This window comes from Pimelobacter sp. 30-1, from assembly GCF_018831735.1.
GTDB lineage: Bacteria > Actinomycetota > Actinomycetes > Propionibacteriales > Nocardioidaceae > Nocardioides.
This window is the reverse complement of the sequence record NZ_NHTS01000010.1, coordinates 127,116-153,623: the sequence shown is the minus strand read 5'-3', so window position 1 is coordinate 153,623 and position 26,508 is coordinate 127,116. Positions and strand designations below refer to the sequence as shown.

27 protein-coding genes and 1 tRNA gene are annotated in these 26,508 nt (G+C 72.2%); 19 read left to right on the top strand and 9 right to left on the bottom strand.

The genetic code is table 11. The annotated features are described in order from the left end of the window. Window positions 1-36: 36 nt before the first annotated feature. Window positions 37-987 carry an acyl-CoA desaturase gene (locus CCO04_RS22465; RefSeq protein WP_215816396.1) on the top strand — a complete coding sequence of 317 codons (951 nt, stop codon included), beginning with the start codon at window positions 37-39 and terminating at the stop codon, window positions 985-987. A gap of 18 nt (window positions 988-1,005) precedes the next feature. On the opposite strand, the gene CCO04_RS22460 is transcribed toward CCO04_RS22465, so the two are convergent. Next, window positions 1,006-1,536, bottom strand: coding sequence for a hypothetical protein (locus tag CCO04_RS22460; RefSeq protein WP_215816395.1), 531 nt, complete (start codon window positions 1,534-1,536; stop codon window positions 1,006-1,008). A gap of 102 nt (window positions 1,537-1,638) precedes the next feature. On the opposite strand from CCO04_RS22460, the gene CCO04_RS22455 reads away from it, so the two are divergent. The 8 genes from CCO04_RS22455 to CCO04_RS22420 all read left to right on the top strand — a co-directional run bounded on the left by CCO04_RS22455 (window position 1,639) and on the right by CCO04_RS22420 (window position 8,144). Continuing rightward, complete coding sequence (locus CCO04_RS22455; protein WP_215816394.1) at window positions 1,639-2,073, top strand: Mov34/MPN/PAD-1 family protein; 435 nt, start codon at window positions 1,639-1,641, stop codon at window positions 2,071-2,073. A gap of 1 nt (window position 2,074) precedes the next feature. After that, window positions 2,075-2,353, top strand: coding sequence for a MoaD family protein (locus tag CCO04_RS22450; RefSeq protein ID WP_215816393.1), 279 nt, complete (start codon window positions 2,075-2,077; stop codon window positions 2,351-2,353). 15 nt (window positions 2,354-2,368) lie between these two features. Continuing rightward, the gene (locus CCO04_RS22445; protein WP_215816392.1) at window positions 2,369-3,337 is read left to right on the top strand and encodes a PLP-dependent cysteine synthase family protein; all 969 of its coding nucleotides are present in this window, start codon (window positions 2,369-2,371) and stop codon (window positions 3,335-3,337) included. After that, window positions 3,334-4,173, top strand: a complete 840-nt coding sequence (locus CCO04_RS29950) for an AraC family transcriptional regulator (RefSeq protein WP_215816391.1) — start codon at window positions 3,334-3,336, stop codon at window positions 4,171-4,173. The genes CCO04_RS22445 and CCO04_RS29950 overlap by 4 nt, the downstream gene beginning before the upstream one ends. A 123-nt stretch (window positions 4,174-4,296) precedes the next feature. Further along, window positions 4,297-5,280 (top strand): ABC transporter substrate-binding protein, encoded by a 984-nt coding sequence (locus CCO04_RS22435; protein ID WP_215816390.1) that lies wholly within the window; start codon window positions 4,297-4,299, stop codon window positions 5,278-5,280. Further along, window positions 5,277-6,251 carry an iron ABC transporter permease gene (locus CCO04_RS22430; protein WP_215816389.1) on the top strand — a complete coding sequence of 325 codons (975 nt, stop codon included), beginning with the start codon at window positions 5,277-5,279 and terminating at the stop codon, window positions 6,249-6,251. The genes CCO04_RS22435 and CCO04_RS22430 overlap by 4 nt, the downstream gene beginning before the upstream one ends. Next, the gene (locus CCO04_RS22425) at window positions 6,248-7,273 is read left to right on the top strand and encodes an iron chelate uptake ABC transporter family permease subunit (RefSeq protein WP_215816388.1); all 1,026 of its coding nucleotides are present in this window, start codon (window positions 6,248-6,250) and stop codon (window positions 7,271-7,273) included. The genes CCO04_RS22430 and CCO04_RS22425 overlap by 4 nt, the downstream gene beginning before the upstream one ends. A gap of 16 nt (window positions 7,274-7,289) precedes the next feature. After that, complete coding sequence (locus CCO04_RS22420; protein WP_215816387.1) at window positions 7,290-8,144, top strand: DUF3152 domain-containing protein; 855 nt, start codon at window positions 7,290-7,292, stop codon at window positions 8,142-8,144. Window positions 8,145-8,245: 101 nt separating this feature from the next. Here the strand turns inward: CCO04_RS22420 and CCO04_RS22415 are convergent, their stop codons facing one another. Beyond that, a complete protein-coding gene (locus CCO04_RS22415) occupies window positions 8,246-9,307 on the bottom strand; it encodes an alkaline phosphatase family protein (RefSeq protein WP_215816386.1) in 1,062 nt (353 codons plus the stop codon). 81 nt (window positions 9,308-9,388) lie between these two features. Between CCO04_RS22415 and murI the strand changes: the two genes are divergently transcribed. From murI to CCO04_RS22400, 3 genes are all read left to right on the top strand, one after another. Beyond that, window positions 9,389-10,222: a glutamate racemase gene (murI, locus tag CCO04_RS22410; protein ID WP_257754353.1), complete on the top strand. Its 834-nt coding sequence runs from the start codon at window positions 9,389-9,391 to the stop codon at window positions 10,220-10,222. Then, the gene (locus CCO04_RS22405) at window positions 10,219-11,043 is read left to right on the top strand and encodes an MBL fold metallo-hydrolase (protein ID WP_215816385.1); all 825 of its coding nucleotides are present in this window, start codon (window positions 10,219-10,221) and stop codon (window positions 11,041-11,043) included. The genes murI and CCO04_RS22405 overlap by 4 nt, the downstream gene beginning before the upstream one ends. A gap of 62 nt (window positions 11,044-11,105) precedes the next feature. Then, complete coding sequence (locus CCO04_RS22400) at window positions 11,106-11,702, top strand: methyltransferase domain-containing protein (RefSeq protein ID WP_308281453.1); 597 nt, start codon at window positions 11,106-11,108, stop codon at window positions 11,700-11,702. Here CCO04_RS22400 and CCO04_RS22395 read toward each other — a convergent pair. After that, window positions 11,699-12,364 carry a response regulator transcription factor gene (locus CCO04_RS22395; protein WP_215816384.1) on the bottom strand — a complete coding sequence of 222 codons (666 nt, stop codon included), beginning with the start codon at window positions 12,362-12,364 and terminating at the stop codon, window positions 11,699-11,701. The two genes, CCO04_RS22400 and CCO04_RS22395, sit on opposite strands and share 4 nt — an antisense overlap. Continuing rightward, entirely contained in the window at window positions 12,361-13,569 is a 1,209-nt protein-coding gene (locus CCO04_RS22390) for a histidine kinase (RefSeq protein ID WP_215816383.1), read from the bottom strand. The genes CCO04_RS22395 and CCO04_RS22390 overlap by 4 nt, the downstream gene beginning before the upstream one ends. Before the next feature lie 130 nt (window positions 13,570-13,699). On the opposite strand from CCO04_RS22390, the gene CCO04_RS22385 reads away from it, so the two are divergent. From CCO04_RS22385 to CCO04_RS22360, 6 genes are all read left to right on the top strand, one after another. Further along, window positions 13,700-14,638 carry an ABC transporter ATP-binding protein gene (locus CCO04_RS22385; RefSeq protein WP_215816382.1) on the top strand — a complete coding sequence of 313 codons (939 nt, stop codon included), beginning with the start codon at window positions 13,700-13,702 and terminating at the stop codon, window positions 14,636-14,638. Further along, window positions 14,635-15,432: an ABC transporter permease gene (locus tag CCO04_RS22380; RefSeq protein ID WP_215816381.1), complete on the top strand. Its 798-nt coding sequence runs from the start codon at window positions 14,635-14,637 to the stop codon at window positions 15,430-15,432. The genes CCO04_RS22385 and CCO04_RS22380 overlap by 4 nt, the downstream gene beginning before the upstream one ends. 95 nt (window positions 15,433-15,527) lie before the next feature. Beyond that, window positions 15,528-16,286, top strand: a complete 759-nt coding sequence (locus CCO04_RS22375; RefSeq protein WP_215816380.1) for an SGNH/GDSL hydrolase family protein — start codon at window positions 15,528-15,530, stop codon at window positions 16,284-16,286. 21 nt (window positions 16,287-16,307) lie between these two features. Further along, window positions 16,308-17,015: a ribonuclease PH gene (gene rph / locus CCO04_RS22370; protein WP_215816379.1), complete on the top strand. Its 708-nt coding sequence runs from the start codon at window positions 16,308-16,310 to the stop codon at window positions 17,013-17,015. Then, on the top strand, window positions 17,012-17,614 hold the full coding sequence (gene rdgB / locus CCO04_RS22365) for an RdgB/HAM1 family non-canonical purine NTP pyrophosphatase (RefSeq protein ID WP_308281452.1): 603 nt from the start codon (window positions 17,012-17,014) through the stop codon (window positions 17,612-17,614). The genes rph and rdgB overlap by 4 nt, the downstream gene beginning before the upstream one ends. A 358-nt stretch (window positions 17,615-17,972) precedes the next feature. Continuing rightward, the gene (locus CCO04_RS22360; protein WP_215816378.1) at window positions 17,973-19,055 is read left to right on the top strand and encodes a hypothetical protein; all 1,083 of its coding nucleotides are present in this window, start codon (window positions 17,973-17,975) and stop codon (window positions 19,053-19,055) included. A gap of 483 nt (window positions 19,056-19,538) precedes the next feature. On the opposite strand, the gene CCO04_RS22355 is transcribed toward CCO04_RS22360, so the two are convergent. Then, a tRNA-Leu gene (locus tag CCO04_RS22355) sits at window positions 19,539-19,623 on the bottom strand. Between the two features lie 61 nt (window positions 19,624-19,684). Here CCO04_RS22355 and CCO04_RS22350 point away from each other — a divergent pair. Next, window positions 19,685-20,911, top strand: a complete 1,227-nt coding sequence (locus tag CCO04_RS22350; protein WP_215816377.1) for an amidohydrolase — start codon at window positions 19,685-19,687, stop codon at window positions 20,909-20,911. Window positions 20,912-20,917: 6 nt separating this feature from the next. On the opposite strand, the gene CCO04_RS22345 is transcribed toward CCO04_RS22350, so the two are convergent. From CCO04_RS22345 to bcp, 4 genes are all read right to left on the bottom strand, one after another. Continuing rightward, window positions 20,918-22,501 (bottom strand): helix-turn-helix transcriptional regulator, encoded by a 1,584-nt coding sequence (locus CCO04_RS22345; RefSeq protein ID WP_215816376.1) that lies wholly within the window; start codon window positions 22,499-22,501, stop codon window positions 20,918-20,920. Between the two features lie 84 nt (window positions 22,502-22,585). After that, complete coding sequence (locus CCO04_RS22340) at window positions 22,586-24,709, bottom strand: hypothetical protein (protein ID WP_215816375.1); 2,124 nt, start codon at window positions 24,707-24,709, stop codon at window positions 22,586-22,588. Window positions 24,710-24,722: 13 nt separating this feature from the next. Further along, complete coding sequence (locus CCO04_RS22335; protein ID WP_215816374.1) at window positions 24,723-25,964, bottom strand: hypothetical protein; 1,242 nt, start codon at window positions 25,962-25,964, stop codon at window positions 24,723-24,725. 27 nt (window positions 25,965-25,991) lie between these two features. Continuing rightward, on the bottom strand, window positions 25,992-26,483 hold the full coding sequence (bcp, locus tag CCO04_RS22330) for a thioredoxin-dependent thiol peroxidase (protein WP_215816373.1): 492 nt from the start codon (window positions 26,481-26,483) through the stop codon (window positions 25,992-25,994). Window positions 26,484-26,508 lie beyond the last annotated feature (25 nt).

Here is a 26,508-nt window from a genome sequence, read left to right as displayed (position 1 = left end):
GTTCCCAGCGAGTCCGCCGACCCAGCTGGAGCCCTCATGACCGCGATCGACGACCGCCCCGAGCCCCCGGTCCTCCGGGCCACCATGGGTGCCGACACCCAAGGCCCGTGGGAACGCTTCGCCCTGGCGCTGTTCATCGCCGTGCCCTTCCTCGCCATCGTCGCGGCGATCCCGATCGCGTGGGGCGGCTGGCTGGGGTGGAGCGACATCGCGATCACCTTCGTGATGTACGGCCTGACCCTGCACGGCATCACCGTCGGCTTCCACCGGCTCTTCACGCACAAGTCGTTCAAGCCCAACCGCGCGGTCAAGATCACCCTCGCGATCGCCGGCTCGATGGCGATCGAGGGCCCGGTCATCCGCTGGGTCGCCGACCACCGCAAGCACCACAAGTACTCCGACAAGGACGGCGACCCGCACTCGCCGTGGCGCTACGGCAACAGCCTGCGCGGCCTGACCAAGGGCTTCGTGTGGGCGCACGTCGGCTGGCTGTTCGACCCCGAGCAGACCTCGATCGACAAGTACGCCCCCGACCTGGCCAAGGACCGCGACCTGGTCCGGATCTCGCGCACCTTCTGGGTGTGGGTGCTGACCTCGATCTTCCTGCCGCCGGTCCTCGGCTTCCTGCTCACCTGGTCCTGGCAGGGCGCGCTGACCGCCTTCTTCTGGGGCACCGTGGTCCGGATCGGCCTGATCCACCACGTCACCTGGTCCATCAACTCCATCTGCCACACGCTGGGGGAGCGGCCCTTCGCCTCGCGCGACTTCTCCGGCAACGTGTGGTGGCTGGCCATCCCCTCGGGCGGGGAGTCGTGGCACAACCTGCACCACGCCGACCCGACCTCGGCGCGGCACGGGGTCAAGCGCTTCCAGCTCGACACCTCGGCCCGGATCATCTGGGTGCTCGAGAAGCTCGGCTGGGTGCGCGACGTGCGCTGGCCGACGCCTGAGCGGATCCGGGCCAAGTCGGTCACCCCGACCGCCTGAGCTCACCCGGTCACCCGATCAGGTGGTCTCGGCGAGGTAGCGCTCCATCCGCTCCAGGATGCTCGCCCGGTAGGGCAGCGCCCGCGCGATCCCGAGCGGTGTCCGGCCGTTGTCGGCCGGCGTCTCGAGGTCGAGGACCCCGGGCTGGTCGAACCAGAGCGCGTAGAGCGGCTCCAGGTCCTCGTCGGTGTGCTTCATCCACAGCACGTCGCAGAAGACCAGCCCGCTGACGGGGCTGACCGCGTTGACGTCGGCGCCGATCGCGATCAGCTGCTCGGCGATGGCGCGCGCGGCGGGGATGTCGTGCTTCACCTGCCCCAGCAGCACGTGCAGCTCGGTGAGGCCCTCGGCGTTCGGTGCGCCGAGCGGGCACCCGCGGTCGAGGAGCCACTGGGCGGAGGCGTACCGCGCGCCCAGGTCGGTGTTCGTCAGGGCGGCGAGCAGCAGCGAGGTGCCGTCGGGGAGCGGGGCCGTCACGTCGGCGTCCGCGGCCGCCGCGACCAGCTCCTCGGTCGGCTTCATGCTGGCGATCAGGTCCAGGGCCTCCATCTCGCCACCCTAGGCGCTCGCCGGGTGCGCACCGCCGCCGCCACGCGTCCCGCCACCCGGCCCGGTTCGGCCACGCTCGCCCCGACGCAATACCCTGGACCGGTGCTGCAGATCGACCGGACCACGTACGACGCGATCGTCGCGCACGCCAAGCGCGACCACCCGGTCGAGGCGTGCGGGATGGTCGCCGGACCCCTCGGCAGCGATCGCCCGGAGCGGTTCATCGAGATGGTGAACGCCGCGGGGAGCCCCACGTTCTACGAGTACGACTCGACGGACCTGCTCAAGCTCTACCGCGACCTCGACGACCGCGACGAGGAGCCGGTGGTGATCTACCACTCGCACTCGGAGACCGAGGCGTACCCCAGCGTGACCGACATCAACCTGGCCAGCGAGCCCGGCGCCCACTACGTGCTCGTCAGCACGCGGGAGCACGGGAATAACGAGGGCCCCGTGGAGTTCAGGTCCTACAGAATCATCGACGGCGTCGTGACCGAGGAAGAGGTCCGCGTCATCCCTGCAGAGGAGAGCAGCTGACATGGCCATCGAGGTCCGGATCCCGACCATCCTGCGCACCTACACCGGTGGTGAGAAGGCGGTCAACGCCGACGGCGCCAACCTGAGCGCGCTCATCGACTCCCTCGAGGCGAACCACCCCGGCATCAAGGACCGCCTCATCGAGGGCGGCGACCTGCGCCGGTTCGTCAACATCTACATCAACGACGAGGACGTCCGCTTCATCGGCAGCCTCGAGGCCGCGCTCTCCGACGGCGACCAGGTCGTCATCCTGCCGGCCGTGGCCGGCGGCGCGCGCTGATCGTCCGCTGATCCGATGACGCGCTACGACAGCCTGCTCGCCTCCGTCGGCAGTACGCCGCTCGTGGGGCTCCCGCGGCTGTCGGCGCCGTTCAACACCGCGGGTGCGCCCGAGGTGCGGATCTGGGCCAAGCTCGAGGACCGCAACCCGACCGGCTCCATCAAGGACCGGCCGGCGCTGCGGATGATCGAGGAGGCCGAGAAGGACGGCACGCTGCGTCCGGGCTGCACGATCCTGGAGCCGACGTCGGGCAACACCGGCATCTCCATCGCGATGGCGGCCAAGCTCAAGGGCTACCGCTGCGTCTTCGTGATGCCCGAGAACACCTCCGAGGAGCGGCGCCAGCTGCTGCGGATGTGGGGCGCCGAGATCGTCTCCTCGCCCGCCGCGGGCGGTTCCAACGAGGCGGTCCGGGTGGCCAAGCAGATCGCGGCCGAGCACCCCGACTGGGTGATGCTCTACCAGTACGGCAACGCCGCCAACGCCCTCGCGCACGAGGAGGGCACCGGTCCCGAGCTGCTCGCCGACCTGCCCTCGATCACCCACTTCGTCGCCGGCCTCGGTACGACGGGCACGCTCATGGGCGTCTCCCGGTTCTTCCGCCGGGCCCAGCCCGAGGTCAAGATCGTCGCCGCCGAGCCGCGCTACGGCGAGCTCGTCTACGGCCTGCGCAACCTCGACGAGGGCTTCGTGCCCGAGCTCTACGACGCCGAGCTGATCGACAGCCGGTTCTCGGTCGGCCCGCGCGACGCCGTACGACGGGTGCGCGAGCTGCTCGAGCTCGAGGGCATCTTCGCCGGCATCTCCACCGGCGCCATCCTGCACGCCGCGCTCGGCCAGGCCGCCAAGGCGGCCAAGGCGGGCGAGGGCGCCGACATCGCCTTCGTCGTGGCCGACGGCGGCTGGAAGTACCTCTCCACCGGCGCCTACGAGGGCACGATCGACGAGGCCGAGGACCGGCTCGAGGGTCAGCTCTGGGCGTGACGGCTCCGGCCGCGAGCGAGCCGGAGGTCATCGACTCGCTCGGTCACTACACGCTGTGGTGGCGCGGGCTGATCGGTCCGGCGGCCGCGGACCGCACGGTGCTCATCGCGACCAACTGGATCCGGACGCCGCGGCTGCCGGTGTCCTGGGGTGAGCACGTCCACCCCGACCACGAGATGCTCTGGGGCTCCGACGGCAAGGTCGGGGTCCAGGTCGCCGGGCGCGAGTACTGGGTGCCGGCCAGCTACGGGCTGTGGATCCCGGCGGGGGTGCCGCACTCGGCGTGCGCGGTCTCGGGCACCGGCTTCAACTGCACTTGGGTCGACCGCGAGCGCTCGCCGGTGAGCGCCACCGAGCCGGTGCTGCTGCCGATGTCGCCGCTGCTGGTCGACCTGCTCGACCACCTCCGCATCGACACCACGACCCCCGAGCGCCGGCGCCGGGCCGAGGAGTTCGCGCTCGACCTGCTCGAGCCGGACGCCCGCGGCCCGCTCTCGGTGCCCCGGCCCACCAGCGCCGCCGCGCGCCGGGTCGCCGACGCGGTGCTCGCCGAGCTGACCGTCCCGCGTACCGCGGAGGAGTGGGCGGGGGAGTTCGGGATGAGCGCGCGCAGCCTCAACCGCGCCTTCGTCGCCGAGACCGGGCTGGCCTTCGGGCAGTGGCGCGTCCGGGCCCGGATGGCGATGGCCGCGACCCTGCTCGACCAGGGCCGCACCGTCGCCTCGGTCGCCCGCCAGGTCGGCTACCGCAACTCCAGCGCGTTCATCGCGGCCTACCGCCGCACGACCGGGGCCAGCCCGGCCCAGCACCGGCAGCACATGACCCACGTCACCTGATGTCGAGTTCGCGACACCACTTGTCCGTTTCGCGCACCAACCGGCCCGTGTAGGCGTTGCCAGCGCGGCCCACGATCTCCACTCTTGGTCAGGTAAGCCTAACCAAAGAAGGAGTGGACCATCGTGGTGCGCACGCCCCGTTATCTCGGCCGTCTCGGAGTGGCCCTCACCCTGGCGGCGGCCCTCGCGCTGTCCGCCTGCGGCAGCGAGGACGACGACCCGGGCACGTCCGGCGCGGACACGCGCACCGTCGCGTCGGCGTACGGCGACGTGGAGGTCCCGGTGAAGCCCGAGCGGGTCGTCGCGGTCAGCTACGACACGCCCTGGCAGCTGCAGTCGCTGGACGTGAAGCCGGTCGCCACCCAGGACTACGGCAAGTGGGTCGACACCTTCAGCGCCGACCAGCAGGCGTTCGTGAAGGGAGTCGCGACGATCGGCTCCTTCGGCGAGACCAACTACGACGCCATCGTCAAGGCCGCTCCCGACCTGATCGTCGGTGACGCCTACGAGGTCGACGAGAAGGCGTACAAGCGGCTCTCCGAGATCGCCCCCACCGTGGTCGTGAAGGGCGGCTTCCGCGGCGACTGGAAGGCCATCGTGTCCGGGCTCGCCGACGCGACCGGCGCCGGCAAGGCGCTCGGCGAGCGGGAGAAGGCCTACACGGCCAAGGTGGCCGAGCTCAAGGAGAAGTACGCCGACCAGCTCGCCCTGACGTGGGCCACGGTCTCGATCGGCGACGCCGAGGCGGAGTTCTCGGTGCTCTACCCGACCGGCATCATCGGCGCCCTCCTCGACGAGCTGGGCGTGACCCCCGCGCCGGGGATCCCCGAGGCCTCGCCCGAGCCGGGCTACGCGAGCTACTCGTTCGAGCGGCTCGACGAGATCCTCGCCACCGCCGACGTGATCGTCACCCCGGCCAACGCGGACGGGACGCCGTGGGAGCCGTTCGCCGCGATCAAGAGCAACTCGCTGTTCACCTCGCTGCCCGCGGCGAAGTCCGGCTCCGTGTTCGACCTGCCCTACGGCGTCACGGACTACGACACCGCGCTGGCGTTCCTCGACGTCGTGGAGACCAAGGTCCTGGAACCCCTCGCCGCACGTTCGTGACCACGGGTCGCACCCTCGGGGCCCTGCTGGCCGCCGTCGCCCTCGCGACGGTGGCCAGCCTGTGCCTGGGCGGCCGGGTCTTCGGCCCGGTCGAGATCGTGCAGGCGCTGTGGTCGGGGGACGGCTCCGCGCACGACCAGGTGATCCGCGACCTGCGGGTCCCGCGGACCGTGGTCGGCCTCCTGGTCGGCGCCGCGCTGGGGCTCTCGGGCGCGCTGATGCAGGGACTGACCCGCAACCCGCTCGCCGATCCGGGCATCCTCGGCGTCAACGCCGGAGCGGCCCTCGGTGTCGCGCTCGCGATCACCCAGTGGGGGATCGTCCACCCCGGCGGGCAGGTGTGGTTCGCCCTTGCCGGCGCTGCACTCACCACGCTCGTCGTCGCCGCGATCGGCCGCCCGCGCCGGGGCGGCGACGTCGTCACGCTGACCCTCTCCGGCGTCGCGGTCGGCGCGGTCCTGACCGGTATCACCTCCGGACTGGTGCTGCTGCACCCGCGCGCCTTCGACAGCATGCGCAGCTGGAACGCCGGGTCGATCACCGTGGTCGGCTACGACCGGGTGCTCGCCGTGCTGCCCTTCATCGTGGCGGGCGTCGTGATCGCGCTCGCCCTCGGCCGCAGCATCAACGCCCTCGCGCTGGGCGACGACACCGCGCAGGCGCTCGGCGTACGCCTGCTGCGGACCCGGGTCCTCGCCCTGGTCGCGGTCACCCTGCTGTGCGGTGCCGCGACCGCCGCGGCCGGCCCGATCGTCTTCGTCGGCCTGATGGTGCCGCACATCGTCGCCGCCCTGATCGGCCCCGACCACCGCCGCGTGATGACCTGCTCGCTGCTCGCCGGCCCGGTGCTGGTGCTCGGCTGCGACCTCCTCGGCCGGTACGTCGCCCAGCCCCGCGAGCTGCCCGTCGGGGTGGTCGCGGCCGCCGTCGGCGCCGTCCTGCTCGCCGTCGTCATCCGGAGGCGCTCGTGAACCGCGTCGTGCCCGTGCGCCTGCTCGGCGGGCGGATCAGTGGCCGGGTCCGGGTCCGCGGCGTGCTCGGCGTCGCGCTGCTCGTGCTGGTCGCGGCCGCGATCGGCGTGGCCTCGCTGCCCAGCCCGGACGCCGGGGTGTCGCTCGGCGAGACGATCGACGTGCTGCGCGGCCGGGGTACCCGGGTCACCGAGCTCGTCGTCCTCGACTGGCGGCTGCCGCGGGTCCTCGCCGCGCTGCTCTTCGGCGCGATGATGGGGCTCAGCGGCGCGATCTTCCAAGTGGTGACCCGCAACCCGCTCGGCTCGCCGGACGTGATCGGCTTCTCCAGCGGCGCCTACACCGGCGCCATCGTGGCCATGCTCGTGCTCGGCCTCAGCGGCACCGCGGTCCCGCTGGCCGCGACCCTCGGCGGACTGCTCACCGCGGCCCTCGTCCTCGGCCTGGCCGGGCACGAGGGACTGCGCGGCGCGCGCTTCGTCATCCTCGGCATCGCCGCGGCCGCGCTGCTCTCGTCGGTCAACACCTGGCTGGTGCTGCGGGTCACCGCGGAGGAGGGCCTGCAGGCCTCCCAGTGGGGGGTCGGCACGCTCAACGAGATCACCGGGAGCGACCTCCGGCTCGCCGCCCTGTGCGGGCTGGTGCTGCTGCCCGGCTGCCTGCTCCTGGCGCGGCCGCTCGCGCTGCACGAGCTGGGGGACGACGTGGCGGTGGCGCTCGGCGTACCGATGCGGTCGCGGCGGCTGCTCGCCATCGGCGTCGGCGTCGCGCTCACCGCGGTCACCACGGCCGCCGCCGGCCCGATCGCCTTCGTCGCACTCGCCGCGCCCCAGCTCGCCCGGCGGGTCGTCGGCGGCACCCCGCCGGCGCTGCTCGGCTCGGCCGCGATGGGTGCGGCCCTGCTGGCCGCCTCCGACCTGCTCGCCCAGCGCGTCTTCGCCCCGACCCCGGTGCCGGTCGGGATGGTGACCGTCGTCCTCGGCGGCTGCTACCTCGCGTGGTTGCTCTCCCGGCGCCGGTGATGCCTACGGTGGGGGAGTGCGCCACCTCCTGCTCACCCCCGTCCTCGCCCTGCTCCTCGCGCTCGGCCTGAGCGCCGCGCCCGCGCCGGCGGGGGCGGCCGCGTCCGACGAGCCGCCGCCGCTGGTGTCGGTCACCGCGCCCTCGGTCGCCGGCGTCGCCCGCTACGGCCGCACGCTCGTCGCTGAGCCGGGCGGCTGGGCGCCGGGTCCGGCCCGGGTGCGCTACGAGTGGCGGCGCGGCGACCAGGTCGTCGGCACCGCCCGCCGCTACCCCCTGCAGCCGGCCGACGTCGGGCAGCGGCTCACGCTGGTGGTCACTGCGTCGGCACCCGGCTACGCCGACACCCCCGCCCGGGCGGTGACCGCGAAGGTCAAGCACCGCGTCGACGTGCGCCGTACGGTCCGCTACAGCGTGCGGGTCAAGGGCCGGCTCGGCCCCGGCGTCGACGTCGCGGCCTTCCGCCGCCTCGCCCAGGAGACCTACGACGACCCGCGCGGCTGGCGGGCCCGGGGCGTCCGCTTCGTCCAGGTACGCCGCGGTGGCGCGTTCACCCTCTGGCTCTCCGAGGCCGCGCGCGTGCCCGGCTTCTCGTCGGTGTGCAGCCCCCAGTGGTCGTGCCGGGTCGGCCGCAACGTGGTGATCAACGTGCAGCGCTGGCAGCACGCCTCACCCGCGTGGCACCGGCTCGGCCGCTCGCTGCGCGACTACCGGCACATGGTGGTCAACCACGAGACCGGGCACTGGCTGGGCCGTGGGCACGCCTCGTGCCCGCGTCCGGGGGCGCTGGCACCGGTGATGATGCAGCAGTCCAAGGGGCTCCACGGCTGCCGCGCGAACCCCTGGCCGACGCCCCGCGAGCTGCGCCGCTAGCACGAAGTGCGCCGGTTGCTCCGACGAAGTGCGCCGGTTGCTGGTGCGAGATCACCAGGCATGCGGATCTCGGACCAGCAACCTCCGCACTTCGTGGGGGGTTAGCGCCAGCGCAGGTCCTGGGCGCGGTCCCACAGGCTGCCCGGTACCGGCCCGAGGCCGAGGATCGAGAGGCTGACGTTGGCCAGCTCGCCGTTGCGGATCGGCTGGCGCGCGGCGCCGAAGCCCGGCCGGGTCCGGCCGGGGTTGGCCCGCGTGGTCCGGTTGAGCTGGTAGAGGTCGGCACGGGTGATCCCGGCGCCCCAGACCGCGAACGGGACCCGGTAGTTCTCCCGGTTGTGGATGTCGCTGTGCCGGGTCGCGCCGGGGATGCCGCCGTGGTCGGCGGTGAGCACGACCACCGTCGAGCTCTTGAGCGACGGCGTGCTGCGGATCTGGTTGAGCACCGTGCCGATGAGCCGGTCGACGGTGGCGACGGCGTCGAGGTAGCGCGGGCTCAGCCAGCCGTGGTCGTGGCCCACCTGGTCGGGCTTGCCGAGGTGCAGGAACGCGAAGGACGGCGCCTTGCGGGCCAGGTCCTGGCGCAGCGCGCGGACCACGGCGGCGTTCTTCTCGACCTTGATCACGTTCTTGTCGACCGCGGCCGGCCAGGAGCGCTCGAAGAGCAGGAACTTCGACTTCGTCGCGTAGACGGCGGTCGAGCCGCCGCCCGCGTGGACCACCTCGAAGACCGACGAGACCGGGTGTCCCGCCGCCTGCTGGACCGACTTGGTCACCGTGTCGTCGTTCCAGGTGACGCCGTGCCCGCCGCGGCTCGCCTTGATCCGGCGCCCGGTCACCATGCTCGTGTGGTTGGGCAGGGTCACCGTCATCTCGAGCTGGGAGCGCGCGTTGAGCGTGCCCGCGCCCTGCTCCGAGATCAGCTGGTGCAGGTACGGCGTCCGGGCCCGCCCGAGCTTGTTGAGGGCCCGCGGGTTGAGCCCGTCGACGGAGATCGCGATGACGTGCTTGGCGTTGACCGCCCGCGGCGCGAGGTCGGTGCCCGCGGGCCCGACCGGGGTGGGCGCGACGGCGTGGCCGGGGGCGGTCGCCGCCCCGGTCACCAGCGCCGAGAGCGTCGCGAGCAGGACGAGCGCGGACCGGGTCCGAGACAGCGAGGTCACCGGCCCAGGGTACGCCTGGCGTGACGTGATCTGCGTCCCGGAATGCCGACTGCGGACACCCCGACGCCGTAGTCTGGCCGGGTGCGGCACCTGGACGACCCCCGAGCGCGTGGCGAGATCGACGCCCCGATCGGGATCTTCGACTCCGGTTTCGGCGGCCTCACGGTCGCTCGCTCGGTCATCGACCAGCTGCCCCACGAGTCGATCACCTACGTCGGCGACACCGCCCGCCAGCCCTACGGCCCCAAGCCGATCGGCGAGGTCCGCGAGTACGCCCTCGAGTGCCTCGACCACCTCGTCGACAAGGGCGTCAAGGCCCTCGTCATCGCCTGCAACTCCGCCTCGGCCGCCATGCTGCGCGACGCCCGGGAGCGCTACGACGTCCCCGTGGTCGAGGTGATCTACCCGGCCACCCGCCGCGCCGTCGCGGCCACCCGCAACGGGCGCATCGGCGTCATCTCCACCCGGGCCACCGCCGAGTCGATGGCCTACGACGACGCCTTCGCGGCCGCCCCCCAGATCTCCCTCACCACGCGGGCCTGCCCGCGCTTCGTCGACTTCGTGGAGGCGGGGGTGACCGGCGGCGACGAGCTCATCGCGGTCGCCCGCGAGTACCTCGACCCGCTCACCGAGCTCGGCATCGACACCCTGATCCTCGGCTGCACCCACTACCCGCTGCTCACCGGCGTCATCTCCTACGTGATGGGCGACGACGTCACGCTGGTGAGCAGTGCGGAGGAGTGCGCCAAGGACGTCTACCGGATGCTGGCCGACACCGGCCTCATGCGGCCGTCGGGCGACCCGTCGTACATCTTCACGACGACGGGCTCACCGGCGGAGTTCGAGACGATCGGGCGCCGGTTCCTCGGCCCCGAGCTGGTGGCGGCCGGACAGTTCGCAGGGGGTCTTGCATGAGTGACGACGTGGTGGCACCGGAGACGACTCGGCTGCGGGTACCGCCGGACGGAGCCGACCACGCGGTCACGGTGACGATCGTCGGCTGCTCGGGCTCCTACCCGGGCCCCGAGTCCCCGGCGAGCTGCTACCTCGTCCAGGCCACCGACGCGCTGCGCACCTGGAGCCTCGTGCTCGACATGGGCAACGGCGCGCTCGGCGTCCTCCAGCGCTACGTCGACCCGCTCAAGGTCGACGCCGTCTTCATCAGCCACCTGCACGCCGACCACTGCGTCGACATGACCAGCTACTACGTGCTGCGCAAGTACCACCCGACCGGCACCCAGCCCAAGATCCCCGTGTGGGGCCCCAAGGGCACCGCCAAGCGCCTCGCCAAGGCCTACGACCTGCCGCGCAAGCCCGGCATGCGCGAGGAGTTCTCGTTCCGGGTCTACGGCGACCCGGTCGAGATCGGCCCCTTCACGATCGAGTCCTACGAGGTCGACCACCCCGTGCCGGCCTACGGCCTGCGCGTCTCGGCCTTCGGCAAGGTCCTCGCCTACAGCGGCGACACCGGCCCCACGGACGCGCTCTACGACATCGCGGCCGACGCCGACCTCTTCCTGTGCGAGGCCTCGTTCCGCGAGTGCGACGAGAACCCGCCCAACCTGCACCTGACCGGGCTCGAGGCCGGCGAGATCGCCACCAAGGCCCGGGCCAAGCGGCTCGTCGTCACCCACGTGCCGCCGTGGCACGACGCCCAGACGATGCTCGCCGAGGCGCAGTCGTCGTACGAGGGGCCGCTCGAGCTCGCCGTCCAGGGCGCGGTCTACGAGCTCTAGGCACAGGTGCGCAGCTCCCCGGTGCGCTGGGGCCGACCGTCGATCTGCCGCACGAGCTCGCCGTGGGGCCGGCCCGTCCGCGAGCTGGCGAGCGGGAGCGGGGGCTCGACGTCACCGGGATCGAGCTCTTCGAGGCGATGGTCGCGCAGCTGCGGCACAAGGTCCCCGCGACCGAGATCCCCGTCGTGGTGGGCGACATGGCGACGGCGACCGCGCCCGGCGTGGGCGACTACGCCCTCGTCGCGCTGGTCTGGAACACCCTGTCGAACCTGCGCACCCAGGACGAGCAGGTCGCCTGCTTCGCCAACGCGGCCCGGCACCTGCGCCCGGGCGGGCGGTTCGTGATCGAGCTGTGGGTGCCGCCGATCCAGCGGCTCGCGCCGGGGGAGCACGCCGTACCGATGACGGTGAGCGCGGAGCACGTCGTCATCGACACCTACGACCTGCTCACCCAGTCCTGCGCCTCGCACCACTACCACCACGACCCGGACGGCACGGTGCGCTCCGGGGTCGGGCACTTCCGCTACGCCTGGCCCTCCGAGTGCGACCTGATGGCCCGGCTCGCGGGCCTGGAGCCGGAGGCGCGCTGGGCCGACTGGGACCGTACGCCGTTCACCGCGACCAGTCCGAGCCACGTGTCGGTCTGGCGCAAGACCTAGTCGACGGGGTGTCCCGCGTCCCGGATGGTCAGCGCGATCTGCACCCGGTTCGTGGTCTCGAGCTTCTCGAACAGCCGCGAGACGTGTCCCTTGACCGTCGGCACCGACAAGTGCAGCTCACGCGCGATCTCGGCGTTGGAGAGCCCGCGGCCGACCGCGCAGGCGACCTCGAGCTCGCGCTCGGTGAGCCGGTCGAGGCGGCGCTGGGCGTCGGCGGTCCGGCTGTCGCCGGACTCGGTGCGGACCCGGTCGATCAGGGTGCGCGTCACCGAGGGGGAGAGCATCGGGTCGCCGTCGGCGACCTTGCGCAGCGCGGCGACGATCTCGGCCGGCGGGGTGTCCTTGAGCAGGAAGCCGTCGGCGCCCGCGGCCAGCGCGCCCACGACGTAGTCGTCGGCGTCGAAGGTGGTCAGCACGATCACCCGCGGCGGCTGGGGGTCGGCGTGGAGGACCCGGGTCGCGGCGAGGCCGTCGAGCACCGGCATCCGGATGTCCATGAGGACGACGTCCGGGTTGAGCTCGCGTGCCAGCGCGACGCCGGCGCGGCCGTCGGGCGCCTCGCCGACGACCGCCAGGTCGGCCTGCCCGCCGAGCATCAGCGAGAGCGCCGAGCGCACCAGCGGGTCGTCGTCGACGATGATGACGCGGATCTGCTCGCTCATGACGGGATCTCCTCCTGCTCGGCGGCCCACGGTAGCCAGGCGTGCAGCACGAACGCATCCGGGGCCGTCGCGTCCGCGGTGTGCTCCACCCCGTGCGTCAGCCAGCCGCCGCGCAGCTCGGCCCGCTCGGTCAGCCCGACCAGGCCCAGCCCGGCGCCCGGGGTCCGGGTCGGCCCGAAGCCGAGGGCGTTGCGCAGCACCACGTCGACACCGTCCGCGGGGGAGCCGCTGAGCGTGATCCGCACCGTCGCCGCCCGGGCGTGCTTGGCGGCGTTGGTGATGCCCTCCTGGACGATCCGGTAGACGGTGCGGCCGACCGCGTCGGGCAGCTCGCCGGCGTCGGGGGCCAGGCGGTCGTCGTACTCGATGGCGGTGCCGGCCTCGCGCGCGTCGTCGATGAGCGCGTCGAGGTCCCGGTACGTCGGCTGGGGCCCGGTGAGCGGCCCGCCGCCCTCGGCCTCGCGCAGCACGCCCAGCACCTCGCGCAGGTCGCGCAGCGCCTCGTGCGCCTTGGCCTGGATGACCGTGACGCTGCTGCGCATCTCGTCGGCGCTCAGGTCCTCGCGATAGGTCAGCGCCCCCGCGTGCATGGAGATCTGCGAGATCCGGTGGGCCAGCACGTCGTGCATCTCCCGCGCGATCCGGGCCCGCTCGTTGGAGCGGGCCTGCGTCGCCCGCAGGTCGCGCTCGGCCTCCGCCGTCTCGGCCCGCTGGCGCAGCGTCCAGATCAGCTCGCGCCGCGAGCCGATGAACATGCCCCAGGCCAGGATCGCGGCGCACACCGCGACACTCACCGTGGCAGTCAGCCACCACGGGTCGCTGTCGTGCATCGGCTGCACCCAGTAGTAGGCCCAGCCCCCGAGCAGGTTGAGCACGCCCACCGCGATCACCTGCCACCAGCGCCGCCGGGTGGCCAGCGAGACCGTCGCCAGGGTCGCCGGTCCGGCCGCGAGCGAGCTGAACGGCGTCATCACGATGGTGGCGACCGCGATCGGCACCGGCCAGCGCCGCCGGTAGGCGACGACGACATAGGCGATGAGGCCGACGACGATGTCGATCCAGAACAGAATCGGCATCTCGTCGACCTGCTCGTCGATGGCCGGTGCCCACACCAGGAGGCTGATCACCAGCATCAGCAGGTAGCGCCACAGATGCCCGTACCAGCGCAGCCGTGGCTGGTAGTCGTCCGGGCTCGGCTCATCCACGACAGCGACCCTAGGGCCTCAGGGCGGGGTGGGGGCAGCATCCCCGGGCCGGAGCGGTACCTACTTTGGTCGGGGCGACTCGCGACGCCGGTTCGATGTGCGCGGGGCCGGGCTGGGGCAGGCTGGTGCCATGATCACAGTCGAACGACTCACCAAGACCTACGGTGCGTACACCGCCGTGGACGACGTCAGTTTCGCCTGCCAGCCCGGCCGGGTGACCGGCTTCCTCGGCCCGAACGGCGCAGGCAAGACCACCACGATGCGGGTCATGGTCGGCCTCACGCTGCCGACCCGCGGCCAGGTCACCATCGGTGGCTACAAGTACCACGACATCCCCAACCCCGGCCGCCACGTCGGCACGCTGCTGGACGCCTCGGCCCAGCACGTCGGCCGGACGGGGCGCGAGATCCTCACGATCGCGGCCAAGACGATGGGCCTCCCGGCCAGCCGGGTCGACGAGATGCTCGCCCTGGTGGGTCTCAACGACTCCGAGTCGCAGCGCCGCCTGCGTAACTACTCGCTCGGCATGAAGCAGCGCCTCGGCATCGCCCACGCGCTACTCGGCGACCCGTCGGTGCTCATCCTCGACGAGCCCGCCAACGGCCTCGACCCGGCCGGCATCCGCTGGATGCGCGGACTCCTCAAGGGGTACGCCGACCGCGGCGGCACGGTGCTGCTCTCCAGCCACCTGCTGCACGAGGTGGAGATGATCGCCGACGAGATGATCCTCATCGGCCACGGCCGGATCGTCGCCCAGGGCGACAAGAAGTCGCTGCTGGCCGGTGCCAACGGCGCGGCGACGACACTGGTGACCTCGCTCGACAACGCCGCGCTCGGCGCCGCGCTCTCGCAGGGCGGTCACGGCGTCGAGCCGGTCGGCGAAGGCCTCAAGGTGCAGGCGACCCCGGAGCAGGTCGGCCGTGCCGCCCTGTCCGCCGGCATCGTCCTCACCGACCTCCGGTCCGGCGGCGCCGGCCTGGAGGACCTGTTCCTCGAGCTGACCTCGGAGACGGCCCGCGAGGCCGTTCCCGGTGTCGGTGCACCGACCACCGGAGGTACCCCCGCATGAGCGCCACGACTCCCGCCCCGACCCTCGACATCTCCGGGACGCCGCGGACCCCGATCACCCGGCTCGCCAGCGTCGAGTTCCGCAAGGCCATCGACACCCGCGCCGGCTTCTGGCTCGCGACGTCGATCCTGGCCCTGGTCATGATCGTCCTGCTGATCTTCGTCCTCGCGGTCGACGGCCAGAAGGACTTCGGCGACCTGCTCAGCGTGGCCGGCGGCGTGCTCGGCTACTTCATGCCGATCCTGATCATCATGCTGGTGACCAGCGAGCAGTCCCAGCGCAACGGTCTGGTGACCTTCACCCTGGAGCCGCAGCGCTCCCGGGTGGTCATCGCCAAGTTCCTCGCCGGCCTGCTCCTCGCGGGCACCGTGATGATTCTCGCCGCGGTCCTCGCTGCGGCCTTCACCGTGCTCGGCGCGATCACCGGCAGCTCGCCGTCCTGGTCGCTCGACGCGAACCTGCTGTTCAACGGCTTCGTGCTCTCCAACGTCATCGGGATCCTGGTCGGCTTCGCGATCTCGATGCTGGTCATGAACACCCCGGCCGGCATCGTCGCCTACTTCGCCTACAGCCTGATTCTCCCGACCGCGGCCGGCATCCTCAGCGCGCTGAGCTCGGGCTTCGAGAAGATCGCCCCGTGGATCGAGTTCAACACCGCGCAGACGCCGCTGTTCACCGGCGACTACCAGCCCTCGGGCGAGCAGTGGGCGCAGATCGCGACGTCCGGCTTCATCTGGCTGATCGTGCCGCTGGCACTGGGCCTGTGGCGCCTGATGCGCATCGAGTTCAAGTGATCGCGTAGCACCCACCCCGGCGCTTCACCGAAGATTGCCGGACACGTCACCGTGGCGGAGCCTGCTGGTAGCGGGCTCCGCCACGGTTGTCTTCCGTGGGCAACGGATACCTGCGGTTCGCCGCCCTCGGCGACAGCACCACCGTCGGGCTCGGCGACCCGGTCCCCGGGGGTGGTTGGCGGGGGTGGGCACGGATCCTCGCGGAGTCCCTCCGCACGTCGTACGACGTCTCGTTCTGCAATGTCGCCGTGTCGGGGGCGACCGCCGGGATCGTCCGCGAGCGCCAGCTCGACCAGGCGCTCGCGCACCGGCCCGACCTGGCCTCGCTGCTGGTCGGGGTCAACGACACGCTGCGCTCGACGTGGGACCCGGCGCGGCTGCGGACGGACCTCTTCGCCACCGCGGCGGCGCTGACCAGCGGCGGTGCGACGCTGATGACGGTGCGCTGGCACGACCACGGGGCGCTGCTGGGGCTGCCGCGGGTGCTGACCCGGCCGATGGGGGAGCGGATCGACGTGGTCAACGCGGTCTACGACGACCTCCACGCGGCGTACGGCGGCCTGCGGCTCGACCTGGCCCTGATGCCGGAGGTGCTCGACCGCTCGTGCTGGTCGATCGACCGCTTCCACCCCTCCGAGCTCGGCCACCGCGCGCTCGCCCGGGCCTGGGCCGAGCGGCTGCGGGCGGCGGGCTACGACTTCCCGCTCCCCGGCCTGGAGCCGTACGGCGGCTGCCCGCCGAGCTGGCGTCGCGACGTGGCCTGGATGGTGACCGAGGGTGCCCCCTGGTTCGGCCGGCGGGCGCGCGACCTCGGCCCCTGGGCGGTACGACGGGCGCTCGCCGCCGCCCGCTGAGCCCCCGCTAGGTTGGGGGACATGAGCACCCGCGAGGACGGCCGCGCCGACGACGAGCTGCGCCCGATCAAGATCACCCGCAACTGGCTCGACCACCCGGCAGGGTCGGTGCTGATCGAGTTCGGCAAGACCCGCGTGCTGTGCGCGGCGTCCGCGTCCGAGGGCGTGCCGCGCTGGCGCAAGGGATCCGGCCTGGGCTGGGTCACCGCCGAGTACGCGATGCTCCCCGCCTCCACCAACACCCGCTCGGACCGCGAGTCGGTCAAGGGCCGGATCGGTGGCCGTACCCACGAGATCAGCCGCCTGATCGGCCGCTCGCTGCGCGCGATCATCGACGACAAGGCGCTGGGCGAGAACACCATCCAGATCGACTGCGACGTCCTCCAGGCCGACGGCGGCACCCGCACCGCCGCGATCACCGGCGCCTACGTCGCCCTCGCCGACGCGTGCGCCAAGCTCGGCGTGCCCGGCGCCCTCACCGGCTCGGTCGCCGCGGTCAGCGTCGGCATCATCGACGGCGTCCCGCGCCTCGACCTGCCCTACGTCGAGGACGTGCGCGCCGAGACCGACATGAACGTCGTGATGACCGGCGCCGGCTCGTTCGTCGAGGTCCAGGGCACCGCCGAGGGCGCGCCCTTCGACCGCGCCGAGCTCGACGCCCTGCTCAACCTCGCCGAGAAGGGCTGCGTCGACCTCACCCGCCTCCAGCAGGAGGCGCTGTCGTCGTGAAGGTGCTCGTCGCCTCGCGCAACGCCAAGAAACTCGAGGAGATGCGCCGCATCCTCGCCGAGCACATGACCACCGTCGAGGTGGTCGGCCTCGACGACGTCACGCCGTACGACGAGCCGGTCGAGGACCAGCCCACCTTCGAGGGCAACGCCCTGGTCAAGGCCCGCGCCGGCGTCGCCGCGACCGGCCTGCCCACCCTCGCCGACGACTCGGGCATCTGCGTCGACGCCCTCAACGGCATGCCCGGGGTGCTCTCGGCGCGCTGGTCCGGCCCGCCCAAGTCCGACGAGCGCAACAACACGCTCCTCCTCGCCCAGCTGGCCGACGTCCCCGACGAGCGTCGTACGGGGCACTTCGCGTGCGCCGTCGCCCTCGCCCACCCCGACGGCCGCGAGCTCGTCGTCGAGGGCCGGATGGACGGCACCGTGATCCGCGAGGTGCGCGGCGCCGGCGGCTTCGGCTACGACGTGCTCTTCGTCGCCGACGACCGGCCCGGCGTGACCACCGCCGAGCTCACCCGCGAGGACAAGGACGCGATCTCGCACCGCGGCAAGGCGCTGCGCGAGATCGCGCCGCTGGTCGCCGACCGGCTGGGCTAGCGGCGACCGCGGGCCTCGGTGCGGCGACCGACTCAGCCGCGGGAATCAGTCCCTCTCAGAACGAGGAGGACGCTTGGTAGTTGCAGGGCATCTGGGTAGCGGTCTGAGCCGGGGCAGATCGACTTGGATCCGTGGTGCCGACGAGCCCAAGGGCACGCAGGCTCCACCGGACTGTCGGTCGCATCAGCGACAATCAATCATGGCAACCCGACGTCCAGCCAGACGGTCCCCTCAGGTGCGGAAACGAACCAGGCCCACCTCGAAGGAGGCTCCCGGACCGCCGCTGCGAGTCACGGTCGTCACGTCACCGCAGCAGACTCCGGACGGCAGTCCGTCCCTTCACAACGATGTCGAACTCGTGAAGAGCGCCTTGATGTATGCGGACCAGGTTGAACTGATGGGGCTCTCTGCCAACCTGGTGTATGCCGCGGGCATGGCTCCGAGCGTCAAGCAGACCTCGCTGTCGGAGATCATGGAGATGACCGAGGTCGTCAGCGACGACGTGCGTCTCACCCCCGAACTACGTCGTGTGATCCAGAAGCTTGAACGAGCCGAGCGTCGGGGGACCCTTCTGCCGATCGAAATTCGGGCACAGGCCGCGGAAATCGAGGACTTCCGCGCGGAGAGTGCACGGCTTCTCCGGGCAGCAACCGATGAGATCATCACGAACACGGGTCTTGTGTTGCTTCAGCCGGCATTGGATGCCGGGTTGATCACTATCACCGACCTTGGTATCACCCGTGCCGACGCTGTTCGTGCCGCTGCCGGCAAATCGAAGGGGAGCGCTGCCGAAGTCCAGCGGTGGGCAGACTCGATCGCCGCGCGTCTGCGTGATCCCCGCTCACGGCTCCTCCTCGACTCTGAGACTGCATCGTTCGTCGACTTGATGGTGCGCGAGGGAAAGGCTGAGATCACGACGACAGGGAGGGACCGCCTGGGCGCGACTGCATTGGGTGCAGGGTTCTCTGCGCGGCTGCCGACGTTGGAACATGCGACGGTCGAGGAGATTCTCGAGGTGCGTGGTGACCTGGAAGGTCCGCTGGTCCGCTATAGGAGTGCGGTTGCTCGGATGTCGAAGACGCTCCCGGACATTCCACTGACGGAGTTCGATGCGGCCGTGGATTCCGAGTGGGAGGGCGTCGTCGGTCCGTCCCTGCGAGAGATCCAGGAGGAGTTGATCGGGCACGGCATCGTGAAAGAACTGGCTCATCACGCCAAATTGGACGCCGCCGCCTACATCACCGTTGGTACCGGGCTACTTGTGGGCGTCAACCAGTTCACCGACATCGATCCGCTCGTCAATGCAATCGTCGCCGGTCTGCCGACTGTCGCCGGCACGCTCGGCGCGAGATCCGTTGCCCGGCGGAATCGAGTAGAACAAGCGCAGCGTCGGGAGTTCTACTACCTTCACGCAGCAAGTCAGTCCTTGGGTCAGACCTGACGACGTGTCGAATCCGATCGACGGCGCGATACCGGCTGCTGTTTTCTGACAGTACTGATTCGAGTCCCTGTCTAGGGCGCTGGGTATCGGTCGCCCGAAGGAAGGATGCCCCCTGGGGCGGCGAGGTCTTGAGGTCAGGACAGACCCAGATCGGTATCGAGACGATCGACGCCAGGCGACTCATCCANNACTCATCCAACCGACTCAAGTCGCGAACGATGGGATCCTCGCTCGGCGGAGCACGCCATCGACCTGCTTCCGACACCGACAAACTCGAAGCTGAGCCAGCGAAGGTGCCCGCCAACTGCTCAACATCGGCGTGGTCGCACGTCCCAGCTCGCACCGCTGAGCCTGAGCGCTGCCCTCGTGGCGGCCCCTGCACCCGGAGCAGGGCCGTCTGAACAGGAGTAGCCATCGCTGCGCCTCGGCTGGAGCAGAGGAGACCGTGGAGCTTTCCCTCCTCGAGGTTCCACGTTGACTCATTGGTGCCGGAGGCGGGACTCGAACCCGCACACCCGAAGGCACAGGTACCTAAAACCTGCGTGTCTGCCAGTTCCACCACTCCGGCGATGAGCGCCACGAGTCTAGGGGCCGTTGCCCGCGCCCGCCCCGCGGGGAAGGATGCGAGCATGCCGTCCACCCCCGAAGCCCTGATCGCGATCTACGAGGACCTGCACCGCCACCCCGAGCTGGGTGGTCAGGAGCACCGCACCGCGGGCATCGTCGCCGACCACCTCCGCACCCTCGGGTACGACGTCACGACCGGCGTGGGCGGGACGGGTGTCGTCGCGACGCTCGAGCGGGGTGCCGGCCCGACGGTCCTGCTGCGCGCCGACATGGACGGCCTGCCGGTCCGCGAGGACACCGGTCTGCCCTACGCGAGCACCGCCACGGCCACCACCGCCGACGGCAAGGAGCACCCGGTGATGCACGCGTGCGGGCACGACGTCCACGTGACGTGCCTGCTGGGGGCGGCGGCTCGGCTGGTCGAGGACCGGGAGTGGCAGGGCCGGGTGCTGCTGGTGTTCCAGCCGGACGAGGAGACGGGCAACGGGGCCCGGGCGATGGTCGCCGACGGGCTCTACGAGCGGTTCGGCAAGCCGGACGTGGTGCTGGGCCAGCACGTGGCGCCGCTGCCGGTGGGCGTGCTGGGCGTGACCGCGGGGCCGGCGTTCGCAGCGTCGGACAGCCTGCGGGTCGTGCTGCACGGCAGCGGCGGGCACGGGTCGCGGCCGGAGGCGACGGTCGACCCGGTGGTGCTGGGGGCGGCGACGGTGCTGCGGCTCCAGACGGTGGTCGCGCGCGAGATCGCGGGCAGCGACATGGCGGTGGTCACCGTGGGCTCGTTCCACGCGGGGACGGCGCCCAACATCATCCCGGACGAGGCGGTGCTGCAGCTGTCGATCCGGACCACCGACGAGCACGTGCGGGCCCGGGTGCTGGCCGCGGTCGAGCGCATCGTCCGGGGCGAGGCGGCGGCCGCGGGTGCGCCCCGCGAGCCGGAGGTCGTGACGATCGACGGGACGCCCACGGTGGTCAACGACGCCGGTGCGTGCGCGCGGGTCACCGCGGCGTTCCAGGCGGCGGGCGGGCACCTGGTGGTCGACCCGGGGACGGTGACCGGCAGCGAGGACGTGGGCATCCTGGCCGACGAGGCGGGGGTGCCGTGCGCCTACTGGCTGCTCGGGGGAGCGGACCCGGCGCTGTTCGCGGGCGCGACCACGGTCGAGGAGCTCAAGCGCGTGGTCGGTGAGCTGCCCTCGAACCACTCGCCCCGCTTCGCGCCGCTGGCCGCGCCCACGCTGGAGTCCGGCGTCGCCGCGCTGGTCACCGCGGCCCGGTCCTTCCTGGGCTGAACACCCTCAGGTGCCGGCGTCCTCGGGGGCGCCGGTGAGCCCGAGGGCGGCGGCCCGGCTCAGCACCTCCTGGCGCGTGGAGACCTCGAGCTTGGTGCGCAACGAGTTCATCTGGGACTTCACGGTCTCGCGCGAGACGAACCACTTCTCGGCGATCTGCCCGAGCGTGAGCGGTCCGGCCAGCTCGTGGAGCAGCTCGCGCTCGCGGCGGGTGAGCTGGACCGAGACCACCTGGTCGGGGTAGATCTCCCCGATCCGGCGCTCCTCGAGCCGGGCGAGCACGTCGCGCAGGCCGGGCACCCGCGGCTCGACCGCCTCCAGGACCGCGCGGGGCACGGTCGCGAACACCCGCAGGATGCCGTGCGGCTCCGCGAGACGCACCGCCGTGGCGAGGCGCTCCGCCGCCGGCTCCGGCTGGTCGCGGGCCACGTCGGCGGCCGCGCCCGCCAGCAGCAGCTCCAGCCGGCCGCGGAGGCTGACCGTCTCGTCGTGCCCGGCGGCGTCGGCGAGCGCGGCGGTGCGGTCGGGATCGCCCTCGAGGAGGGCGAGCCGGGCGAGCGTCGGTACGGCGGCCGGGTCGTCCTCCAGGCCGCGCAGGGCACTGCGCGCCACGGTCCCGCGGCCCTGGGTGAGTGCGAGGTCGGCGCGGGCCAGGGCGAGACCGGTCCGGCCCAGCCCGGTCTCGCCGGTCCAGCGCTCGTGCGACTCCTCGAGCTGGGCGACGAAGGCGACCGCTCCGGCGATGTCGCCGAGGACCAGCTCGATGCTCGTGTAGGCGAACAGGACGCCGGCCCAGTGCTCGTCGTGGTCCGCCGAGGTCGCGGCGCGTTCCAGGAAGCGCAGGCAGCCCTCGCGGTCGAGCCGGTCCGCGGCGGCGATGCCGGCCGCGACGTCGATGGGCACCTGGACCAGCGGTCCGACCCAGGTCGGCCTGTGGGTCTCCGCGAGCGCCCGGGCCAGCCAGGCGTCGGCCTCGACCAGGCGTCCCGACAGGGCCTCGATCATCGCCATGTTGCCGGCCGCGTCGCGCCCGACGATGTCGTAGGCCGAGGCCTCCCGGCTCCGGTACGCCGCCCGGTGCAGCCGGCGCGCGATGCCCAGCTCGCCGGCCAGGTGGGCGGTGATGCCGGCCTGGAGCTGCCAGAACGGCAGCAGTCGCCGGACCTCGCGGAACATCACGAACTCGGCGGCGTCGGCGACGACGGTGCCGCGGGCGACGTACTCCATGGCGCTGGTGTGCAGGCCGCGGCGGCGGCGCGCGGCCATCCCCGCCAGGGTGCGGCTCAGCACCCGGTGCGCGGCCGGGGAGCGTCCCAGCGCGCGCAGCGTGCCGTGGTCGGCGGGCACCTGGGCGTTGACCGAGCCGGGTGGGAGCCGCCCGACGTTCTCGGCGACCAGGCCCGCGGTCGGCGGCTCGTGGAGGAACTGCTCGGGGAGCGTGGCGACGACCTGGCCGACCGCGTCGAGGTGACCGGTCATCGTCAGCTCGATCCAGGCCTCGTCGATGATCGTGGAGGCCTGGGCCCAGTCCTGCCCGCGGACCGCCCCCAGGAGTCGGTCCGCGACGGCGGTGCTCCCGTCGCCGCTCATCGCGCGTGTCGCTCCTCGGGCCGGTCCAGGTCCAGGTCCATGGGGTGAATAGTGCCGAACATCAGCGGTGGGGGAGAGCGTGTTTCACGAACCGGGGACCAAGGTGCCCGGTGCCGCCCCCGCGCGCTGCTTCCTGGGCTGCGCGGCGGCCTCGGCCGAGCGGGTGGCCGCGCTGCCGTAGGCGTAGACGCACATCAGCGCCACGAACGGCCAGACCAGGCCGAGCACCACCGAGGGCACCGCGTTGAGCACCACGAACGGCAGCGGCACGACGATGAACAGCAGCGCCGCGACGACCGCGCCGATGGTGGTGAGCAGCAGCAGCCCGAGCAGCAGCACGGGCAGCAATGTCGTCACCGAGTGCCGGATCAGCCGGATGCTGCGGGGCAGCCCGCCGAACCCGGCCCGTCGCTCCAGCACCACGACCGGCACGAGCAGCACGCCCGCGGTGAGGACGACGAGCGCGAGCGGCGCGAGCACGACCGAGGTGGTCAGCAGCACCACGAGGACCGCGGTGACCACCATGGCCGGCAGGCCCGCGCCGAGCCGGCGCAGGCTCTCGCCGTAGGCCGCGCGGAGGTGGACGCGTGCCTCGATCCCCTTGTCGTCGAGGGTCCGTACGACGACGGCCAGGGCGCCCGCCGAGACCGGCAGGGTGAGCAGGCCGAGCAGCAGCGCGGCACCGCCGACCCAGCTCGGCACGAAGCGCGCGATCGTGACTCCCTGCAGCACCGCGGCGAGCACGTTGAGCAGCGCCGGCGGCAGCAGGCTGAGGAAGAACAGCACCGGCCGCTCGCGCAGCACCCCCAGCGAGGCGGCGACGACCTGGCCGCTGGAGCGCCGTGCGCGCAGGGGGAGCGCACTCGTCGCCCACGACGTACGCCGCAGCAGCCAGCCGAGCCCCAGCAGCGCGGCGACCAGGATCACCAGACCGCGCCACGGGTCGTCGACGTAGCCGCGGAACAGGTCGCTGCCCTTGCCGACCAGGTCGCAGTAGGTCTGCGCGACCGCGGCATTGCTGGACCCGCCGGCGGGCACCTCGATGGAGGAGCTGCGGGCCTTGGCCGACCAGGCGAACGGCCGGCTCCAGGCCTGCTTGCGGTTGGGGCCGGTCGGCCCGGCGTAGAAGCGCTTGGGCCCGACCTCGCCGTAGTGACCCTCGTAGGTGATCCACGGGAACGCGCGCTGCCCGAGCACCGGGTCGGACGGGATTGTCTTGACCAGCGCCTCGATCGCCTCGTGCTCGCCGGCGGTGGTGTCGCAGCCGAACCCGGTGTTGGCGGTGTTGCCCATGAAGATGCCGGACGAGAACTGGTTGGCGTGCGACCCGGCCGAGACGTAGACGACCGGGTGGGTCTCGTCGCGGATCTCGAGCTTGTCCTCGCCCCAGGTGGCCTTCTCGGAGCCGTAGTGCTGGGAGTAGACGGCGAGCTCGGGCTCGAGCTCCTCGGCCAGCGCGGTCGCGGCGTCGGGCGCGGCGAACTCGAGCTGGATGCGCTCCCAGTCGGTCTCGTGCTTGTTGTTGTAGTCGTTGAACGCGTAGAAGAAGAAGTACTGCAGCGCGAACCGGTCCTCGACGCCCTTCTGGGTGGCGAGGTGGGCATAGATCGTCGGCTCGCTGCCGGCCCACTGGGAGCGGGCCCAGCTCTCGTAGTCGCAGCCGGGCGTGAGGGGGTTGCCGGGCAGGTCGAGCTCGTAGCCGGGCAGGCCGGGCGAGACGTCCTCGGCCGAGGGCCCGACCTGGACCAGGTCGCGCCCCGTCCACGGCCCGCGCAGCGCGATCGTGGGGTTGTCGAAGAGGACGTCGACGTCGCTGGGCAGGTAGGGCTCACCGGGTCCGCAGGCCTGGCGCTGACGCACGAGCATGAGCACCGGCGCGAACTTCTCGGCCAGCGCGGCCTCGGCGGCGGCCGCCTCCTCGGCACCGGGGGCCGGCTCGGTGCCGACGTCGGGGTCGTCGGGGGAGCCGGGGACGACGTCCGGGTCGGTGTCGATGATCGAGGTGCCGGGCTCGTCCTCGTCGGTCGGCTCGTCGGTCGGCTCGTCCTCGGGCGTGAGCGTCGGGGGCGACGCGGGCGTCGGGGACGGCGTCGGCTTCGGGGTCGGGGCGGAGACGGCGAACCCCGCCCCGGCCGAGGCCGGAGCGGGGTGCAGCGCGGGGAACGCCGGCAGGAACAGCGCGACGAGCAGGAGCAGCAGGCGGCGCATGGTTCGGCTCAGCTCACTCGGTCCACGTCCAGGTGTCGAGGATCTCGTCGAACTTGTCGAAGACCGAGGTGTCGCCCTTCTTGAGCGAGACGGTGATCGAGTAGCCCTTGTCGCCGCTGACGACCAGGTAGGCGCGCTGCGCCACCTCGACGCCGTTGTCGTTGGTGCGGGCGATGTCGACGCCGATCGCCGACTCGCCGTCGATGGTCTTGGCGTCGATGTCGGTCACCTCGACGCTGGGGTCGCCCGAGCTGAGCGCCGTCTTCCAGGTGCTCTCGAGGTCGGCCGGGTCGGTGCTGCCGTAGGCCGACTGGGTCTCGACGATCACGTTGGCGCGGGCGGTGTTGAAGGTGCTGCCCCAGATCGCGACCTTGTCGAGCGTGGTCACCCCGGGGTTCTGGGCGAGGAAGTCCTCGGTCGCGTCCTTCCAGCCGGCGGGCAGCGTGAAGAAGTAGCCCAGGCCCTGGAGGGCGTCGGCGGGCGGGGTCTTCGGCTCGTCGGGCTTGTCGGTCGAGCCGGTGTCGTCGGTGGTGGCGGTGGTCTCGGGGTCGTCGGCCTTCTTGTCGTCGCCGCCGCCGTTGGCGAGCGCGACGATGCCGATGACACCGCCGACGATGAGGACGAGGGCGACCACGATCGCGGTGACGATGAAGCCGGTGTTGCTCTTCTTCTTCGGCGGGGGCGGCTGCTGCGACCAGCCGCCCGCGGCGTACGACGGGGTGCCGTAGCCGGCGCCGCCGCCCTGCTGGACCGGGTGCGGCGGGGACACCATCGGCTGGTGCGGGGGCGAGACGATCGGCTGCTGGGGCGGCGCGACGGGCGAGGTCATCGGGGCCGGCGGCGGGGGCGTGGGGGCGACGGGCGCCGTCCCCCCGGGCCCGTACGACGGCGGCGCGGCCGTCCCGGCGTCGGGGTCGAGGCCGGCGACGAGCGTCTCGGGCACCTTGCCGAGCGCGAAGCCGAGCACCGCGACGGCCCACTGGCAGCCGCGGACGTCGGCGCTGCCGCGGTCGCGGGCCAGGCGCTGACCGGCCGACTCGACCGCGTCGGCGGGGTTGGCCCCGCTGTCGAGCATGGTCACCATGCCGTCGAGGGCACCCAGGCGCACCGCGTCGGTGAGCAGGTTGATCGTGCCGCTCGAAGCCTGGCCCTCGTCGAGGTAGTCGTCGAGCGAGCCACGGAAGGCCGTGGCGTCACGGAACAGGTCGTGTCCGTGGTCGCGGGCGAGGTCGGCGAGCGCCTGGTGCAGCTTCATGGGAGTCCTTCTCTAGCGGGATTCGGGTCAGGCGGGCGCGGCGAGCCCGAGGTCCTTGCGGAGCTTCGCCACGTGGCCGGTCGCCTTGACGTTGTACTGCGCGAGCTCGATCGCCCCGTCGGTGCCGACGACGAACGTCGAGCGGATGACGCCCTCGACGAGCTTGCCGTAGAGCTTCTTCTCGCCGTAGGCGCCGTAGGCGCGGTGCACGGCCAGCTCGGGGTCGGAGAGCAGGGTGATGGTGAGCCCGTCGCGCTCGCGGAACTTGGCGAGCTTGGCGGGGGTGTCCTTCGAGACGCCGACCACGGTGTAGCCCGCGGCCTGGAGGGCGTCGAGGGAGTCGGTGAAGTCGCACGCCTGCTTGGTGCAGCCCGGCGTCATCGCGGCGGGGTAGAAGTAGACGATCACCTTGCGCCCCTCCTTGCGGAGGTCGGCGAGGGAGACCTCACGCTCGTCGTCGGTGACGAGGGTGAAGTCGGGAGCGCTGTCGCCGGGGGCGAGGCGGACGGGGTCGCTCATGTGTTCCAGCTCCTGACAAGGTTGC